Raw genomic sequence first — 16111 nt, 5'->3', positions numbered from 1 at the left:
CTCTCATGAGGGGGTTTTACTTTAAGGATTAACGTCATGTTTGATTTTTCTACCGTCGTGGATCGTCACGGCACCTGGTGTACGCAGTGGGACTACGTCGCCGACCGCTTTGGCGCGGTGGATCTGCTGCCCTTCACCATCTCGGATATGGACTTCGCCACCGCCCCCTGCATTACCGACGCGCTGCATCAGCGCATCAACCACGGCGTGCTGGGCTACAGCCGCTGGAAAAACGACGAGTTTCTTGCCGCTGTTGAGCACTGGTTTCGGCAGCGCTTTAACAGCCGCATTGATAAAGAAACCATCGTTTATGGCCCTTCCGTCATCTACATGGTGTCAGAGCTGATCCGCCTCTGGTCAAAGCCCGGTGACGGCGTGGTGGTCCACACCCCGGCGTACGATGCGTTTTACAACGCCATTGGAGGCAATGCGCGTCAGGTTGTGGCCGTTGAGATGGAAAAGCAGGCGGCTGGCTGGCAGGGCAATATGGCGGCGCTTGAAACGGCCCTGGCGAAACCGGAAAACAAAATTCTGCTGCTGTGCAGCCCGCAGAACCCGACCGGCAAGGTCTGGACGCCGGATGAATTGACGCAGATGGCGGAACTCTGTGAGCGCTATGACGTGGCGGTTATCAGCGATGAAATTCATATGGACATGGTGTGGGGGGCGCATCGCCACACCCCGTGGAATGCTGTAGCGCGCGGCAAATGGGCGCTTCTCACCTCCGGCTCGAAAAGCTTTAATATTCCGGCGCTGACGGGCGCATACGGCCTGATCGGCGATGAAGAGAGCCGTAACGGCTATCTCAGCGCGCTAAAAGGACGAGATGGGCTCTCTTCCCCTTCCGTGCTGGCGCTGACGGCCCATATCGCCGCCTATCAGCAGGGAGAGCCGTGGCTGGATGCCTTGCGGCGTTATCTGGAAGAGAATCTGTTGTATATCGCACAGGAATTAAACAGTGCTTTTCCGAAACTGAACTGGCAGCCGCCGGAAGCAACCTATCTCGCCTGGATTGACCTGCGCCCGCTGAACATTGACGACAGGGCACTGCAAAAAGTGCTGATCGAGCAGCAAAAGGTCGCCATCATGCCGGGATATACCTACGGGGAAGAGGGAAATGGCTTCGTGCGCTTAAATGCAGGCTGTCCGCGCAGCAAGCTGGAACAAGGGGTGCAGCGCCTCATCGCCGGGATCAACACGCTCCTGTAATTTGTTTGCGCAACGGAATATTCCCTTGCGCAAATAGCTTTTTACCCCGTTTTGTTTTTATAATATGGCGCACTTTAACCCGAAAAGAGTGCGACCATGATTGATACACGCCTGCCCTTAACTGATATTCATCGTCACCTTGACGGTAACATTCGTGCCCAAACCATCCTCGATCTTGGCCGCCAGTTCAACTTAACGCTTCCCGCTCAGACGCTTGAGTCGTTGATCCCACACGTACAGGTTACCTCCAATGAACCAGACCTGGTCAGCTTCCTGAGCAAACTCGACTGGGGCGTGAAGATGCTGGCGTCGCTGGATGCCTGCCGCCGCGTGGCGTTTGAGAACATTGAAGACGCGGCCCGTAACGGCCTGCACTACGTTGAGCTGCGCTTCTCGCCGGGCTATATGGCGATGACCCACAGCCTGCCCGTTGCAGGCGTGGTGGAAGCCGTCATTGAAGGCGTCCGTGAAGGGTGTAAAACCTTCGACGTTCAGGCCCGCCTGATCGGCATTATGAGCCGCACATTCGGCGAAGCCGCCTGCCTGCAGGAGCTGGAAGCGCTGCTGGCGCACCGCGATGCCATCACCGCCGTCGACCTTGCCGGCGACGAACTGGGCTTCCCCGGCAGCATGTTCCTCTCCCACTTCAACCGCGCGCGCGATGCCGGCTGGCACATTACCGTCCATGCGGGTGAAGCAGCGGGCCCGGAAAGCATCTGGCAGGCCATCCGCGAGCTGGGCGCCGAGCGTATCGGCCACGGTGTGAAGGCGGTAGAAGATCGCGCCCTGATGGATTTCCTGGCGGAGCAGCGCATCGGCATTGAGTCGTGCCTGACGTCCAACATTCAGACCAGCACCGTGGCAACGCTGGCGCAGCACCCGCTGAAAACGTTCCTTGAGCACGGCGTGCTGGCCTCTCTGAACACGGACGATCCGGCGGTTCAGGGCGTGGATATCATCCACGAGTACAACATCGCCGCACCGCAGGCGGGCCTGAGCCGCGAGCAGATCCGCCAGGCGCAGATCAACGGGCTGGAGATCGCCTTCCTTACGCCTGCAGAGAAGCAGGCGCTGCGGGATAAGGTGGCAACCGCGTAAACCCTTTGCCGGGTGGCGGCTAGGCCTTACCCGGCATACAAAAGCATTTAAAACTTATGCCAGACAGAGCGTGGCGCGATGTTTGGCAGATTCGATCCCCAGCTCAATCAGCTCCATAATCTGAATCGCCTGGCTGGCCGGAACCGGGTTCTCCCCCGTTCCGTTCAGCGCATCGCGGATGGCAGCATAATAAGCCGGATAGTTACCCGGGATCGTTAACAGGTTTTCCTCAACCAGCTCCTCACCTTCCGTCCGCGTCACGACGCCGTCGCGCATATCATAGCCCCAGTCTTCCTGCGGCAGACGTTCACCGTTTTTGAGGCGATCTTCCTGCGGATCGAGGCCAAACTTCACGTAGCTCCCGCGCGTGCCGTGGATGATATAGCGGGCAGATTCCGCGGCCGCGACCATCGTGCCGTGCAGCACAATCCGCCGCTGCGGGTAACTCAACACCGCGTGGAAGTAATCCGTTGTCTGCGCCCCGGGCCTGAGCTGAGCCAGATCGACCGTCATGCTCACCGGCAGCCCAAACAGATTCACGGCCTGGTCCAGCAGATGCGGGGCTAAATCGTACCAGATGCCGCTGCCCGGACCGGCCTGCTCGCGCCAGCGGTTTCTCACCTGCGGACGGAAACGGTCAAAATGCGATTCAAAAAAAACGATCTCTCCTAACGTGCTTTCCCCGAGAAGCGTTTTAACCGTCAGGAAGTCGCTGTCCCAGCGGCGGTTATGGAAAACGGACAGCACTCTGCCCAGGCTTTTTGCCAGCGCCTCCAGCTCACGCGCCTGTGACAACGTCACGGTGAAGGGTTTATCAACAACGACGTGCTTCCCGGCTTCCAGCGCGGCTTTCGCCAGCGGGAAGTGCGTGTCGTTCGGGGTGGGAATAACAATTAAATCGATATTCGGATCGTTGAAAAGGTGTTTAGGCTCGGAGACAACCGGCACTGCGGGCCAGTCAGCGTGGACTTTGGCGGCGTCGCTGCTGGATACCGCCGCCAGCGCCATTCCCGGCGTTCCGGCTATCAGAGGCGCATGAAACGTTTTGCTCGCGTACCCGTAGCCTATAAGCCCGACGCGGATGTTATCACTCATCGTGTTGTCCTCTTTTTGCGTTTCTTATTTCATACTGGCCTTTCTGGCATTGCCCTCATTAATAATGAGCCATGGCGCTTAAAATAGCAGGCTGTACCGGCTATTTTTGTTACATAGTATTAACCTTCTGATTTTGTTTAAGGGAATCGTTCCCAAAGCGCTTGCCGTCAGAGAAACAGCGCTGTAACATTTGCGACCTGTATTTATGGATAAATTACAACAGTGAATCATGGCATCAATTATTAATCGAATCATTGAATTAGCGGGATGGATTGTTCTTGGGGTTTCGGTCATTTTGCTCGGCGTAGCCAGCCATATTGCTAACTACCAGCCGCCGGAGCCTGCTGCCGTCACCCATCCTAAGTAACCGGTTGCTGCTTTAAAGAGTGACATAATGTGTCAGTTTCGTATTGCCAGCCCTGGTGAACGCGGTTAACCTTCTCTTCCAGGCATCACCTTCGGTGCCTGAATTTCAGCAAAGAAAACTCCTAATTTCGTCGCGTTATCTGAGTGGGCTGTTTACGTCTGTATTAATCCGTTTATTATTCGACCGAATTACCTTAACTGGTATTACTCACTTTTATATGGAAAATTATTAATATGACAGTTCAGGACTATTTATTAAAATTTCGCAAGATCAATTCGCTTGAGAGCCTGGAAAAACTGTTTGACCATCTGAACTACACCCTGTCGGATAATCAGGACATTATCAATATGTATCGCGCCGCTGACCATCGCCGTGCGGAGCTGGTCTCCGGCGGACGCTTGTTCAACGTCGGCGAGGTGCCGAAGTCCGTATGGCGTTACGTTTTATAAGAAAGTAGCCATCCGCGCGAAATGTTATATACTCTCCGCCCTGCAAACTGGCTGTACAACATTTCGCGCAGATAATGGGAGAGTTCATGACCGCAACGCCTGGAGAACGCATCGGAGGCTGGTTAATCGCCCCACTGGCATGGCTGCTGGTTGCCTTATTAAGCGCATCGCTTGCGCTGCTGCTTTATACCACCGCATTGATTACCCCTCACGCTATTCAGACCCTGATGTCGCAAAGCGTGCTGAATATAGCGATGTGGTTTGTGTCGTTCGTTTTCGCGATTGGGATGTGGTACTACACCCTGTGGCTGACTATCGCTTTCTTTAAGCGCCGCAAGAGTGTGCCTAAGCACTACATTATCTGGCTGCTCATTTCGGTTCTGCTGGCGGTTAAAGCGTTTGCTTTCTCGCCCGTGTCTGACGCGCTTGCTGTCCGCCAGCTGCTTTTCCCGTTACTGGCTGCGGCGCTGCTGGTGCCCTATTTCAAACGTTCGACGCGTGTGAAAAACACCTTCGTGAACCCGTAATAACCTTACAGATAACCTGTTGTCGCCTGCCCCGGTTTGTCCGATAATAGGCGGCTTTTTTATTTCAGGCTAAATAATGACCGATTACTTACTGCTCTTTGTCGGCACCGTGCTGGTTAACAACTTCGTTCTGGTGAAGTTCCTTGGCCTGTGCCCGTTTATGGGCGTGTCCAAAAAGCTGGAAACGGCGATGGGCATGGGGCTGGCGACGACCTTCGTCATGACGCTGGCGTCCATCTGCGCGTGGTTGATTGACACCTGGATCCTCATCCCGCTGGGGTTAATCTATCTCCGCACGCTGGCGTTTATTCTGGTCATTGCGGTGGTGGTGCAATTTACCGAAATGGTGGTGCGTAAAACCAGCCCGGCGCTCTATCGCCTGCTGGGTATCTTCCTGCCGCTGATCACCACCAACTGTGCGGTGCTTGGCGTGGCGCTGCTGAACATCAACCTTGGCCATAACTTCATGCAGTCGGCGCTGTACGGCTTCTCCGCCGCTGTCGGTTTCTCATTTGTTATGGTGCTGTTCGCGTCGATTCGCGAACGTCTCGCAGCAGCGGATATCCCTGCGCCATTTCGCGGTAATGCCATTGCGCTGGTGACCGCGGGTTTAATGTCTCTGGCCTTTATGGGCTTTAGTGGTCTGGTGAAGTTGTAATGAATGCTATCTGGATTGCCATCGCCTCTATCAGCGTCCTGGGGTTGGTGTTTGGCCTTATCCTGGGCTACGCCTCCCGCCGTTTCGCGGTAGAGGACGATCCTGTTGTTGAAAAAATTGATGAGCTTTTGCCGCAAAGTCAGTGTGGACAGTGCGGCTACCCGGGCTGCCGCCCTTACGCTGAAGCGGTAGGCATTCAGGGTGAAAAAATTAACCGCTGCGCGCCCGGCGGCGAAGCGGTGATGCTGAAAATTGCCGCCCTGCTTAACGTCGATCCGCAGCCCGTTGATGGCGATGCGGACGTGCAGGAGCCGGTCCGTGCCCTTGCGGTGATCGACGAAGCAAACTGCATCGGCTGCACCAAATGTATTCAGGCCTGTCCGGTCGACGCCATTGTTGGCGCAACGCGCGCCATGCACACCGTGGTGGCAGACCTGTGCACCGGCTGTAACCTCTGCGTGGCCCCCTGCCCGACGCAATGTATCGAGCTGCGCCCGGTTGAAACGACTACCGAAAGCTGGAAGTGGGATCTTCAAACCATTCCGGTTCGCAATATTCCTGTGGAACAACATGCTTAAGTTATTTTCTGCTTTCAGAAAAGAGAAGATTTGGGACTTTGACGGCGGTATCCATCCGCCAGAGATGAAAACCCAGTCCAACGGCACGCCGCTGCGTCAAATTCCGCTGGCGACTCGTTACGTCATGCCGCTCAAGCAGCATATTGGCGCTGAGGGCGAGCTGTGCGTGAAAGAAGGCGATACGGTGCTGCGCGGTCAGCCGCTGACCTTCGGACGCGGACGTATGCTACCGGTACACGCCCCTACTTCCGGGAAAGTGGTGGCGATTGCCCCTCATACGGTGGCGCATCCTTCCGCGCTGTCGGAACTGAGCGTGATTATTGAAGCCGACGGCGAAGATCGCTGGATTGACCGTGACGGCTGGAGCGACTACCGCAGCCAGAGCCGCGAAGCGCTCATTGAGCGTATTCATCAGTTCGGCGTCGCGGGGCTTGGCGGCGCGGGCTTCCCGACCGGCGTCAAGCTGCGCGGCGGTGGCGATAAGATTCAGACGCTGATTATCAACGCCGCCGAGTGCGAGCCGTACATCACCGCCGACGATCGTCTGATGCAGGATTGCGCCGCCCAGGTGGTGGAAGGCATCCGCATCCTCGCGCATATTCTGCAGCCGCGGGAAGTACTGATTGGTATCGAAGACAATAAACCGCAGGCCATCTCAATGCTGCGCGCCGTGCTGGCCGGTAGCCATGATATCGCCCTGCGCGTCATTCCGACCAAGTACCCCTCTGGCGGCGCAAAACAGCTGACGCAAATCCTCACCGGCAAGCAGGTCCCGCACGGCGGACGCTCGTCGGATATCGGCGTGCTGATGCAAAACGTCGGCACCGCTTACGCCGTCAAGCGTGCGGTGATTGACGGCGAGCCGTTGACCGAGCGCGTGGTAACGTTGACCGGAGAGTCTGTCTCTCGTCCGGGTAACGTCTGGGCGCGCCTCGGCACGCCGGTGCGCCATCTGCTGGAACAGGCTGATTTTTGCCCTGCCAGCGACCAAATGGTGATCATGGGCGGTCCGCTGATGGGCTTTACCCTGCCGTGGCTCGACGTTCCGGTAGTGAAAATCACCAACTGCCTGCTCGCCCCTTCCCCAACCGAAATGGGGGAGGAGCAGGAAGAGAAAGGCTGCATTCGCTGCAGCGCCTGTGCCGATGCCTGCCCGGCGGATCTCCTCCCGCAGCAGCTGTACTGGTACAGCAAAGGCCAACTGCACGATAAAGCCAAAGCCCATAACCTGGCCGACTGCATCGAATGCGGCGCCTGCGCCTGGGTCTGCCCAAGCAACATTCCGCTGGTGCAGTACTTCCGCCAGGAGAAGGCCGAGATTTATGCCATCTCCATGGAAGAAAAACGCGCCGCGGAAGCCAAGGCACGTTTCGAAGCGCGTCAGGCGCGTCTCGAACGTGAGAAGATGGCTCGTCAGGAGCGACACAAGCAGGCCGCCGTTCAGCCTGCCGGGAAAGATCAGGATGCAATCAACGCCGCACTGGCGCGCGTTCGCGAGAAAAAAGCCAGTGCCGCCCAGACGCTGGTGATCCAGGCCGGTGAAAAACCGGATAACAGCGAAGCGATTGCCGCCCGCGAAGCGCGTAAAGCTGCGGCCCGCGCCCGTCAGGCGGAAAAAGCGCAAGCGGCGCAGCCGGAAGCTGAAATCGATCCACGCAAAGCCGCCGTTGAGGCGGCAATAGCCCGTGCCAAAGCGCGCAAGGCCGGGGAGCAGCCTGTGGTGGTTGAACAGGAACCGGTCGATCCGCGTAAAGCTGCCGTTGAAGCGGCGATTGCCCGCGCCAAAGCGCGCAAAGCAGCGCAGCAGGCGCCAGCCGCAGAACCTGAAGCACCGGTCGACCCACGTAAAGCCGCCGTTGAAGCGGCGATAGCACGCGCCAAAGCGCGCAAAGCAGCACAGCAGGAAGAGCAGCCGCAGGCCGCCAACGATGACCCGCGCAAGGCCGCCGTCGCCGCCGCCATTGCGCGCGTTCAGGCAAAGAAAGCCGCACAGCAAGCCGTAAACGAGGATTAAATGGTTTTCAGAATCGCAAGTTCCCCTTACACCCACAATCAGCGCCAGACCTCGCGCATCATGATGCTGGTCTGCCTGGCGGCGCTACCGGGCATTGCCGTTCAGTGCTGGTTTTTCGGCTGGGGAACTCTGTTCCAGATAGCTCTTGGATGCGCCAGCGCCGTCGCGGCGGAAGCCCTCGTGCTGAAGCTGCGCAAGATGGCGGTTTCCCGCATCCTGGCCGACAACTCCGCGCTGCTGACCGGCCTGCTGCTGGCCATCAGCATTCCCCCGCTTGCCCCGTGGTGGATGGTGGTGCTCGGCACCGTGTTTGCCGTGATTATTGCCAAACAGCTCTATGGCGGCCTCGGTCATAACCCGTTTAACCCGGCGATGATTGGCTACGTGGTGCTGCTGATCTCCTTCCCGGTGCAGATGACCAGCTGGCTGCCACCGCACGAGATTGCAGCCACGGTTCCCGGCTTTATGGATGCTCTGCAGGTGATCTTTACCGGCCATACGGCGCTGGGTGCTGATATGAACGCGCTGCGTATGGGCGTGGACGGTATCAGCCAGGCGACGCCGCTCGATACGTTTAAAACGTCCCTGCACGCCGGGCACAGCGTTGAGCAAATCATGAAGTCCGCCATCTACAGCGGCGTGCTGGCGGGAGCCGGCTGGCAGTGGGTCAACCTGGCGTATCTGCTGGGCGGCCTGTTCCTGTTGCAGCAGAAAGCCATCCGCTGGCATATTCCGGTCAGCTTCCTGGTAACGCTGGCAGTCTGCGCCACGCTGGGCTGGGTATTCTCTCCTGAATCGCTGGCCAGCCCGCAGATGCACCTGCTCTCCGGCGCGACCATGCTGGGTGCCTTCTTTATCCTGACGGATCCGGTGACGGCCTCAACGACTAACCGCGGACGCCTGATCTTCGGCGCGCTGGCTGGCCTGCTGGTTTGGCTCATCCGCAGCTTCGGTGGCTACCCGGACGGCGTGGCCTTTGCCGTCCTGCTCGCCAATATTACCGTTCCGCTCATCGACTATTACACGCGTCCGCGCGTGTACGGCCATCGCTAAGGGTTTCGCCATGTTAAAAACGATGCAAAAACACGGCGTCACGCTGGCTGTCTTCGCCGCGGTCCTGACGGGGCTGACGGCACTGGTTAATGCGCTGACCAAAACGACCATCGAAGAACAGGCCTCGAAGCAGCAAAAGGCGCTGTTCGATCAGGTGATCCCGTCCGATTTCTACGATAATGACCTGCAAAAAAGCTGCTTTGTGGTAGACGCGCCGCAGCTTGGGAAAGGCCCGCACCGCCTCTTTATCGCCCGCAAAGGGGATAAACCGGTCGGCGCGGTGATGGAAGCGACCGCGCCTGACGGCTATTCCGGCGCCATTCAGCTGCTCGTGGGCAGCGATTTCTCCGGTACCATCCTGGGCACCCGCGTGACGGAACATCATGAAACGCCGGGCCTGGGCGATAAAATCGAAACCCGTCTGAGCGACTGGATTTTGCACTTTGCCGGTAAAGTGATCCATGGTGAAGATGACACCGCGTTTGCGGTGAAGAAAGACGGCGGCGAGTTTGACCAGTTCACGGGCGCAACCATCACCCCGCGGGCGGTGGTAAACGCTGTAAAACGAGCCGGGCTGTACGCTGAAACGCTGCCCGCGCAGATCAACAATCTTCCGGCCTGTGAGGAGTAATCATGAGCCAGGTTAAAGAGGTTATTGTCCAGGGATTGTGGAAGAACAACTCCGCGCTGGTACAGCTTCTGGGTATGTGCCCCCTGCTGGCGGTGACATCCACCGCCACCAACGCGCTCGGTCTGGGTCTGGCAACCACGCTGGTATTGACCCTGACCAACCTCTCCATATCTGCCCTGCGACGCTGGACGCCGTCGGAAATTCGTATTCCGATTTACGTCATGATCATTGCGTCGGTGGTCAGTATCGTCCAGATGCTGATTAACGCCTACGCGTTTGGTCTGTACCAGTCGCTCGGGATCTTCATTCCTCTTATCGTCACCAACTGTATTGTGGTCGGGCGTGCGGAAGCGTTCGCGGTGAAAAACAGCCCGGCCATGTCGGCGCTGGATGGTTTTTCCATTGGCATGGGCGCCACGTGCGCCATGTTCGTGCTGGGCTCGCTGCGTGAAATCCTCGGCAACGGTACGCTGTTCGACGGCGCAGATGCGCTGCTGGGCGGCTGGGCTAAAGCGCTGCGCGTTGAGGTGTTTCACACCGATACGCCGTTCCTGCTGGCGATGCTGCCGCCCGGCGCGTTTATTGGCCTCGGCATGATGCTGGCAATAAAATACCTGATTGATGAGAAACGTAAGCGCCGCGCGGCTGAGCGCAGCGTTTTGGAAGGGACACCCGAGAAGGCCTCATGAATAAAGAAAAGCGCATTGCGATCCTGACCCGTCTGCGGGACGAGAACCCGCACCCGACGACGGAGCTGAATTTTACCTCCCCGTTTGAGCTGCTGATCGCGGTGTTGCTCTCTGCGCAGGCGACCGACGTGAGCGTCAATAAAGCCACTGCCCTGCTCTATCCGGTCGCCAATACGCCGAAGGCCATGCTGGAGCTGGGCGTGGAAGGCGTGAAGTCCTATATCAAAACCATCGGCCTGTTTAACAGCAAAGCCGAGAACGTAATTAAGACCTGTCGGATCCTGCTGGAACAGCACGGAGGCGAAGTACCGGAAGATCGCGCCGCGCTGGAAGCCTTGCCGGGCGTGGGGCGTAAAACCGCGAACGTTGTGCTCAATACCGCGTTTGGCTGGCCGACCATCGCCGTTGATACGCATATATTCCGCGTCTCAAACCGGACCAACTTCGCCCCAGGGAAAAATGTCGAGCAGGTAGAAGAGAAGCTGTTAAAAGTGGTTCCTGCCGAATTCAAGGTTGACTGCCACCACTGGCTGATTTTGCACGGTCGTTATACCTGCATAGCCCGAAAGCCGCGCTGCGGCTCCTGCGTTATTGAAGATCTCTGCGAATATAAAGAAAAAGTCTATCCCTGACCGTCATAATCCCTTGCCAAAAGAAGGGCTACCGTTCGTTCTTCTTTTGGCCGTTATTTGTCCGCTCTTACTTTCTTCTGACTTGTCACTTGTTCGGCTCTATAACGCTCAAACAGGTTAATACTTTTTTCATAGCCAAAAATTTCTATACATCTGTGATCGCGATCACTCTGATAACGTCATGTTGATTTTTTGTAGTCAAAGTCATCGCAAACCCTTTGCCGGGCAAGATTTAAATGCGTTTAGCCGGAAGATAAGACCAGCTATTTTTCAGAATATGGGCTATATCACTACAACAAGCGGCAAATAGCAGAACATATCGCCAAAACCCCATCGCACTGGGTGTATACCAGTCGAAAAAACTACCTTTAGTTATCGTATAAAATTTAACGCTAAATAACATTTGTAGAAACCGACAATTATACCGTTCAAGATATATGTAACAGATTATTACAAACGTATTGCCAGACGGGGCAGGATAGTGAACATTACCCGCCGTTTCTCCTCCCAATATAACTATAAGGCGGATGGGCTACGGCCATCACGCTATGAACACCCCCGTTAATATGGGATGTAAAAAAAGAGGTATATGTGTCGACTGCAAACAATAAACCAACAGATGAAAGCGTGAGTCTGAACGCTTTTAAACAACCGAAAGCGTTTTATCTCATCTTCTCTATCGAGTTATGGGAGCGTTTTGGTTACTACGGCCTGCAAGGGATCATGGCGGTTTACCTGGTTAAACAGCTGGGTATGTCCGAAGCCGATTCCATCACGCTGTTCTCCTCCTTTAGTGCCCTCGTTTACGGTCTGGTTGCTATCGGCGGCTGGCTGGGTGATAAAGTTCTCGGTACTAAGCGCGTCATTATGCTGGGTGCCATTGTTCTGGCTATTGGCTATGGTCTGGTTGCATGGTCAGGACATGATGCGGCTGTGGTCTACATGGGCATGGCAACCATCGCCGTGGGTAACGGCCTGTTCAAAGCGAACCCGTCTTCCCTGCTCTCAACCTGCTACAGCAAAGATGACCCACGTCTGGACGGTGCATTTACCATGTACTACATGTCCATCAACATCGGTTCCTTCTTTTCCATGCTGGCAACCCCATGGCTGGCCGCGAAATTCGGCTGGAGCGTGGCGTTTGCGCTGAGCTTCGTGGGTATGCTGATCACCGTGGTAAACTTCCTGTTCTGCCGCAACTGGGTGAAAGACTACGGTTCAAAACCTGACTTCGAGCCTGTCCACATGGGCAAGCTGCTGGCTACCATCGTGGGCGTTGTCGTCCTGGCGGCGATCGCCACCTGGCTGCTGCACAACCAGGGTATCGCTCGTGCCGTTCTGGGCGTAGTTGCGCTGGGCATCGTGGTCATCTTCGCGAAAGAAGCGTTCGCTATGAAGGGTGCAGCCCGTCGTAAGATGATTGTGGCGTTCATTCTGATGCTGGAAGCGATTATCTTCTTCGTGCTGTACAGCCAGATGCCAACCTCTCTGAACTTCTTCGCTATTCGTAACGTTGAGCACTCTATCCTGGGTATCGCATTCGAACCCGAGCAGTTCCAGGCGCTGAACCCCTTCTGGATCATGATCGGTTCCCCGATTCTGGCCGCAATCTATAACAAGATGGGCGATCGTCTGCCAATGCCGCACAAGTTCGCGGTGGGTATGGTGCTCTGTTCTGGTGCGTTCCTGGTGCTGCCGCTGGGGACAAAGTTTGCGTCCGACGCCGGTATCGTGTCCGTTAACTGGCTGATCCTGAGCTACGCGCTGCAGTCTATCGGCGAACTGATGATCTCCGGTCTGGGTCTGGCGATGGTTGCACAGCTGGTTCCACAGCGTCTAATGGGCTTCATTATGGGTAGCTGGTTCCTGACCACTGCCGGTGCGGCGATCATCGCCGGTAAGATCGCAAACCTGATGGCTGTGCCAGAAAACGTGACCGATCCGCTGCTCTCCCTGAACGTCTACGGTACCGTGTTCATGCAGATTGGTATCGCTACGGCGGTTATCGCGGCGCTGATGCTGCTGACCGCGCCGAAACTGAATCGAATGACTCAGGACGACGACAAGACGGCGGAAGCGAACAAAACCGCTACCGCGTGATATTTGAGAGAAACGACAGAACAGAAGCCGCTAAGAGATTAGCGGCTTTTTTTTTGTCCCTTCGCGCACTAACATAGCTGAAACCTCAGCAAAAAGGAGTTACCGATGAAACTGTTCTACAAACCGGGCGCGTGCTCTCTTGCTTCCCATATCACCCTGCGCGAGAGCGGCAAAGATTTCACGCTGGATGGCGTTGATCTGATGAAAAAGCGCCTTGAAAACGGGGATGACTTTTTTGCGATTAACCCAAAAGGGCAGGTTCCGGCCCTGCTGTTGGATGACGGAACTCTGCTGACCGAAGGCGTGGCGATTATGCAATTCCTGGCGGACAACGTACCGGATCGCCAGCTCCTTGCCCCTACCGGCAGCGTCGCACGTTATAAAACGCTGGAGTGGTTGAACTATATCGCCACCGAGCTGCACAAAGGTTTTACCCCCCTCTTCCGCCCGGATACGCCGGAAGAGTACAAGCCGACCGTGCGAGCTCTGCTGGAGAAAAAGCTGCAGTATGTTAACGAATCGCTGAAAGACGATCAGTGGATTTGTGGTTCACGCTTCACCATTGCCGACGCGTACCTGTTTACCGTACTGCGCTGGGCGCGTGCGGTTAAGCTGAACCTGGAAGGGTTGGACCACATCGCATCGTATATGGCGCGCGTGGCGGAGCGTCCAGCGGTGGCCGCGGCGCTAAAAGCGGAAGGGTTGAATTAAGCGAGCCGTCTGTGTTGCCGGGTGGCGCTGACGCTCACCCGGCCTACGAACTCTGAACGATTATAGCCGTGTGGCGCTGAAATAGTGCTCCGGCTTCGCGATACGATCCTGTGCCGCGACCACCTGCAGTTCATATTCCTGCATCTCTTTCGTCGCAATCATGATTTCGTACACCGCTGCCGTCACGTGCTCCAGCGCGTCTCTCACCGTTGCACCCTGCAACAGTTTCACCAGCAGCAGTCCGCTGGTCACATCACCCACGCCCACCGGCTGACGCGTGCCGAAATCCACCAGCGGACGGCTGATATGCCATGCGTCATCTTTCGTCACAAGCAGCATCTCAAAACGCTCCTGGGTCAGCCCTGCGCGGGCGAGATGTTTTACCAGCACAATCTCCGGCCCCTGGGCTATCAGCTCGCGAGACGCGCGTACAGCCTCTTCTACGCTGTTAACCGGATGCTCGCAAAGGATCTCCAGCTCAATCAGGTTGGGCGCAATGATATCGCTGGCGGGCAGCGCATGGCGAACGTGAAATTCCGCTACGCCAGGCGCCACAATGCAGCCTTTCTCCGGGTGTCCCATGACGGGGTCGCAGAAATATTTTGCCGCCGGGTTTGCCGCTTTCACCTGACGCACGATGCCGAGGATGTGTTCCCCCTGCTCCGCTGAGCCGAGGTAGCCGCTCAGAACGGCGTCGCAGCGCTTGAGCTGGTCGATATCCGCAATACCCTGCACAACCTCTGTGAGATGCGAAGGCGGCATCACGCAGCCGGTCCATTTGCCGTATTGCGTGTGGTTAGAGAACTGCACGGTATTGAGAGGCCAGACGTTGGCACCGAGGCGGCGCATCGGGAATTCCGCTGCGCTATTGCCAGCATGTCCAAAGACAACGTGGGACTGAATGGCGAGGATGTTCTTCATCTTTTTCTTACCAAACCCTGAACAAACAAAAAGGGCGTGGTTTCCCACGCCCCTCGAGACTTTTACTTACTTCCAGCAGACCAGACAGTAGTTTTTCTTACCGCGGCGCAGCAGCGTGTAGCGGCCATACAGACGATCGCCGTCAACGAAGGTGTATTCCGGATCAGCCTGCTTTTCACCGTTGATGGTGATAGCGTTGGAGGCGATGGTTTTACGCGCCTGACCACGGGAAGGCTGGAGCTCAGAGTCCACCAGCGCCTGCATCAGGTCAGCTCCTTTCTCCATCTCAACCATCGGCACGCCGTCCTGCGCCAGCTGTTCGAAGTCAGCTTCGCTCAGATCGCTCAGCGTACCGTTGAACAGGCTTGCGGTGATGCGTTTTGCCGCGGCCAGGCCCTCTTCACCATGAACCAGTTTGGTCACTTCGTCCGCCAGCACGTACTGGGCACGCGGCGCTTTACCGCTGTTCTTATCTTCCTCTTCCAGCGCATTGATCTCGGCAATGTCCATGAAGGTGAAGAACTTCAGGAAGCGGTAAACATCGGCATCCGCCGTGTTGATCCAGAACTGATAGAATTTGTACGGGCTGGTTTTCTTCGGATCGAGCCATACCGCGCCGCCTTCGGTTTTACCGAATTTGGTGCCGTCTGCTTTGGTGATCAGCGGAACGGTCAGGCCGAAGACCTGGTTCTGATGCAGACGACGGGTCAGGTCGATACCGGAGGTGATGTTCCCCCACTGGTCAGAGCCGCCGATCTGCAGAGAGACGCCGTGCAGCTTGTTCAGGCAGGCAAAGTCATAGCCCTGCAGCAGGTTGTAGGAGAACTCGGTAAAGGAGATACCCTGATCGTCACGGTTCAGACGCTGCTTGACCGCTTCTTTGTTAATCATCTGGTTAACAGAGAAGTGCTTGCCGATGTCACGCAGGAAGGTCAGCACGTTCATGCCGCCAAACCAGTCGTAGTTGTTAGCAGCAATGGCAGAGTTATCACCACAGTTGAAGTCGAGGAACGGTGCAACCTGTTTGCGGATCTTATCCACCCACTCCTGCACGGTATCTTCGGTGTTCAGCTTACGCTCCGCGGCTTTAAAGCTCGGGTCACCAATCAGACCGGTCGCGCCGCCCACCAGGGCAACAGGCTTATGGCCCGCCATCTGGAAGCGTTTCAGGCATAACAATGGAACAAGATGCCCCAAATGCAAGCTGTCAGCGGTGGGATCGAAGCCGCAATAGAGCGCGATCGGGCCTTGCGCCAGTCGCTCTGCTAACGCTTCCTCGTCCGTCACCTGGGCCACGAGGCCCCGCTCTTGCAATTGTTTAATCAAGTTACTGCTTGCCATCAAATTCTCCATGTATAAACGACTGCACCTTTGCCGGT

17 protein-coding genes are annotated in these 16111 nt (G+C 56.6%); 14 read left to right on the top strand and 3 right to left on the bottom strand.

Annotation, left to right across the window (positions count from 1 at the left end; translation table 11 throughout):
- Positions 1-36: 36 nt before the first annotated feature.
- Both ACMWL8_RS07465 and add read left to right on the top strand, forming a co-directional pair.
- Positions 37-1209 (top strand): MalY/PatB family protein, encoded by a 1173-nt coding sequence (locus tag ACMWL8_RS07465; RefSeq protein ID WP_045261488.1) that lies wholly within the window; start codon positions 37-39, stop codon positions 1207-1209.
- A gap of 96 nt (positions 1210-1305) precedes the next feature.
- On the top strand, positions 1306-2307 hold the full coding sequence (gene add / locus ACMWL8_RS07460) for an adenosine deaminase (protein ID WP_045261489.1): 1002 nt from the start codon (positions 1306-1308) through the stop codon (positions 2305-2307).
- A gap of 54 nt (positions 2308-2361) precedes the next feature.
- On the opposite strand, the gene ACMWL8_RS07455 is transcribed toward add, so the two are convergent.
- Complete coding sequence (locus tag ACMWL8_RS07455; protein ID WP_045261490.1) at positions 2362-3402, bottom strand: oxidoreductase; 1041 nt, start codon at positions 3400-3402, stop codon at positions 2362-2364.
- Positions 3403-3643: 241 nt separating this feature from the next.
- Between ACMWL8_RS07455 and blr the strand changes: the two genes are divergently transcribed.
- The 12 genes from blr (at position 3644) to gstA (ending at position 13811) form a co-directional block, all read left to right on the top strand.
- On the top strand, positions 3644-3769 hold the full coding sequence (gene blr / locus ACMWL8_RS07450; protein WP_414751577.1) for a division septum protein Blr: 126 nt from the start codon (positions 3644-3646) through the stop codon (positions 3767-3769).
- 233 nt (positions 3770-4002) lie between these two features.
- Entirely contained in the window at positions 4003-4218 is a 216-nt protein-coding gene (gene ydgT / locus ACMWL8_RS07445; protein WP_013096896.1) for a transcription modulator YdgT, read from the top strand.
- Between the two features lie 86 nt (positions 4219-4304).
- Entirely contained in the window at positions 4305-4745 is a 441-nt protein-coding gene (locus ACMWL8_RS07440) for a DUF2569 domain-containing protein (RefSeq protein WP_023311379.1), read from the top strand.
- Between the two features lie 76 nt (positions 4746-4821).
- A complete protein-coding gene (gene rsxA, locus ACMWL8_RS07435) occupies positions 4822-5403 on the top strand; it encodes an electron transport complex subunit RsxA (protein ID WP_028012919.1) in 582 nt (193 codons plus the stop codon).
- Positions 5403-5981: an electron transport complex subunit RsxB gene (rsxB, locus tag ACMWL8_RS07430; RefSeq protein WP_008500565.1), complete on the top strand. Its 579-nt coding sequence runs from the start codon at positions 5403-5405 to the stop codon at positions 5979-5981. The genes rsxA and rsxB overlap by 1 nt, the downstream gene beginning before the upstream one ends.
- Positions 5974-7995 (top strand): electron transport complex subunit RsxC, encoded by a 2022-nt coding sequence (gene rsxC, locus ACMWL8_RS07425; protein WP_045261491.1) that lies wholly within the window; start codon positions 5974-5976, stop codon positions 7993-7995. Before rsxB ends, rsxC begins: the two co-directional genes overlap by 8 nt.
- Positions 7996-9048: an electron transport complex subunit RsxD gene (gene rsxD, locus ACMWL8_RS07420; protein WP_028012916.1), complete on the top strand. Its 1053-nt coding sequence runs from the start codon at positions 7996-7998 to the stop codon at positions 9046-9048.
- A gap of 10 nt (positions 9049-9058) precedes the next feature.
- The gene (gene rsxG, locus ACMWL8_RS07415; RefSeq protein ID WP_045261492.1) at positions 9059-9679 is read left to right on the top strand and encodes an electron transport complex subunit RsxG; all 621 of its coding nucleotides are present in this window, start codon (positions 9059-9061) and stop codon (positions 9677-9679) included.
- Positions 9680-9681: 2 nt separating this feature from the next.
- Positions 9682-10368 carry an electron transport complex subunit E gene (locus tag ACMWL8_RS07410; protein ID WP_023617347.1) on the top strand — a complete coding sequence of 229 codons (687 nt, stop codon included), beginning with the start codon at positions 9682-9684 and terminating at the stop codon, positions 10366-10368.
- Positions 10365-11000 carry an endonuclease III gene (gene nth, locus ACMWL8_RS07405; RefSeq protein ID WP_028012914.1) on the top strand — a complete coding sequence of 212 codons (636 nt, stop codon included), beginning with the start codon at positions 10365-10367 and terminating at the stop codon, positions 10998-11000. The genes ACMWL8_RS07410 and nth overlap by 4 nt, the downstream gene beginning before the upstream one ends.
- Before the next feature lie 591 nt (positions 11001-11591).
- Complete coding sequence (gene dtpA, locus ACMWL8_RS07400; RefSeq protein WP_028012913.1) at positions 11592-13100, top strand: dipeptide/tripeptide permease DtpA; 1509 nt, start codon at positions 11592-11594, stop codon at positions 13098-13100.
- A 105-nt stretch (positions 13101-13205) separates the two neighbouring features.
- Positions 13206-13811 (top strand): glutathione transferase GstA, encoded by a 606-nt coding sequence (gene gstA, locus ACMWL8_RS07395; protein WP_028012912.1) that lies wholly within the window; start codon positions 13206-13208, stop codon positions 13809-13811.
- Positions 13812-13871: 60 nt separating this feature from the next.
- On the opposite strand, the gene pdxY is transcribed toward gstA, so the two are convergent.
- Together pdxY and tyrS are read right to left on the bottom strand one after the other, a co-directional pair.
- Positions 13872-14732 (bottom strand): pyridoxal kinase PdxY, encoded by an 861-nt coding sequence (gene pdxY, locus ACMWL8_RS07390; RefSeq protein ID WP_041910326.1) that lies wholly within the window; start codon positions 14730-14732, stop codon positions 13872-13874.
- A 66-nt stretch (positions 14733-14798) separates the two neighbouring features.
- Positions 14799-16073 carry a tyrosine--tRNA ligase gene (gene tyrS, locus ACMWL8_RS07385; RefSeq protein WP_028012910.1) on the bottom strand — a complete coding sequence of 425 codons (1275 nt, stop codon included), beginning with the start codon at positions 16071-16073 and terminating at the stop codon, positions 14799-14801.
- Positions 16074-16111: the final 38 nt, after the last annotated feature.

Origin of the sequence: Enterobacter sp. 04-C-12-SI-ECC (assembly GCF_047530715.1) — a bacterium.
Lineage (GTDB): Bacteria > Pseudomonadota > Gammaproteobacteria > Enterobacterales > Enterobacteriaceae > Enterobacter > Enterobacter bugandensis.
This window is presented reverse-complemented; position numbering and strand designations above follow the sequence as displayed.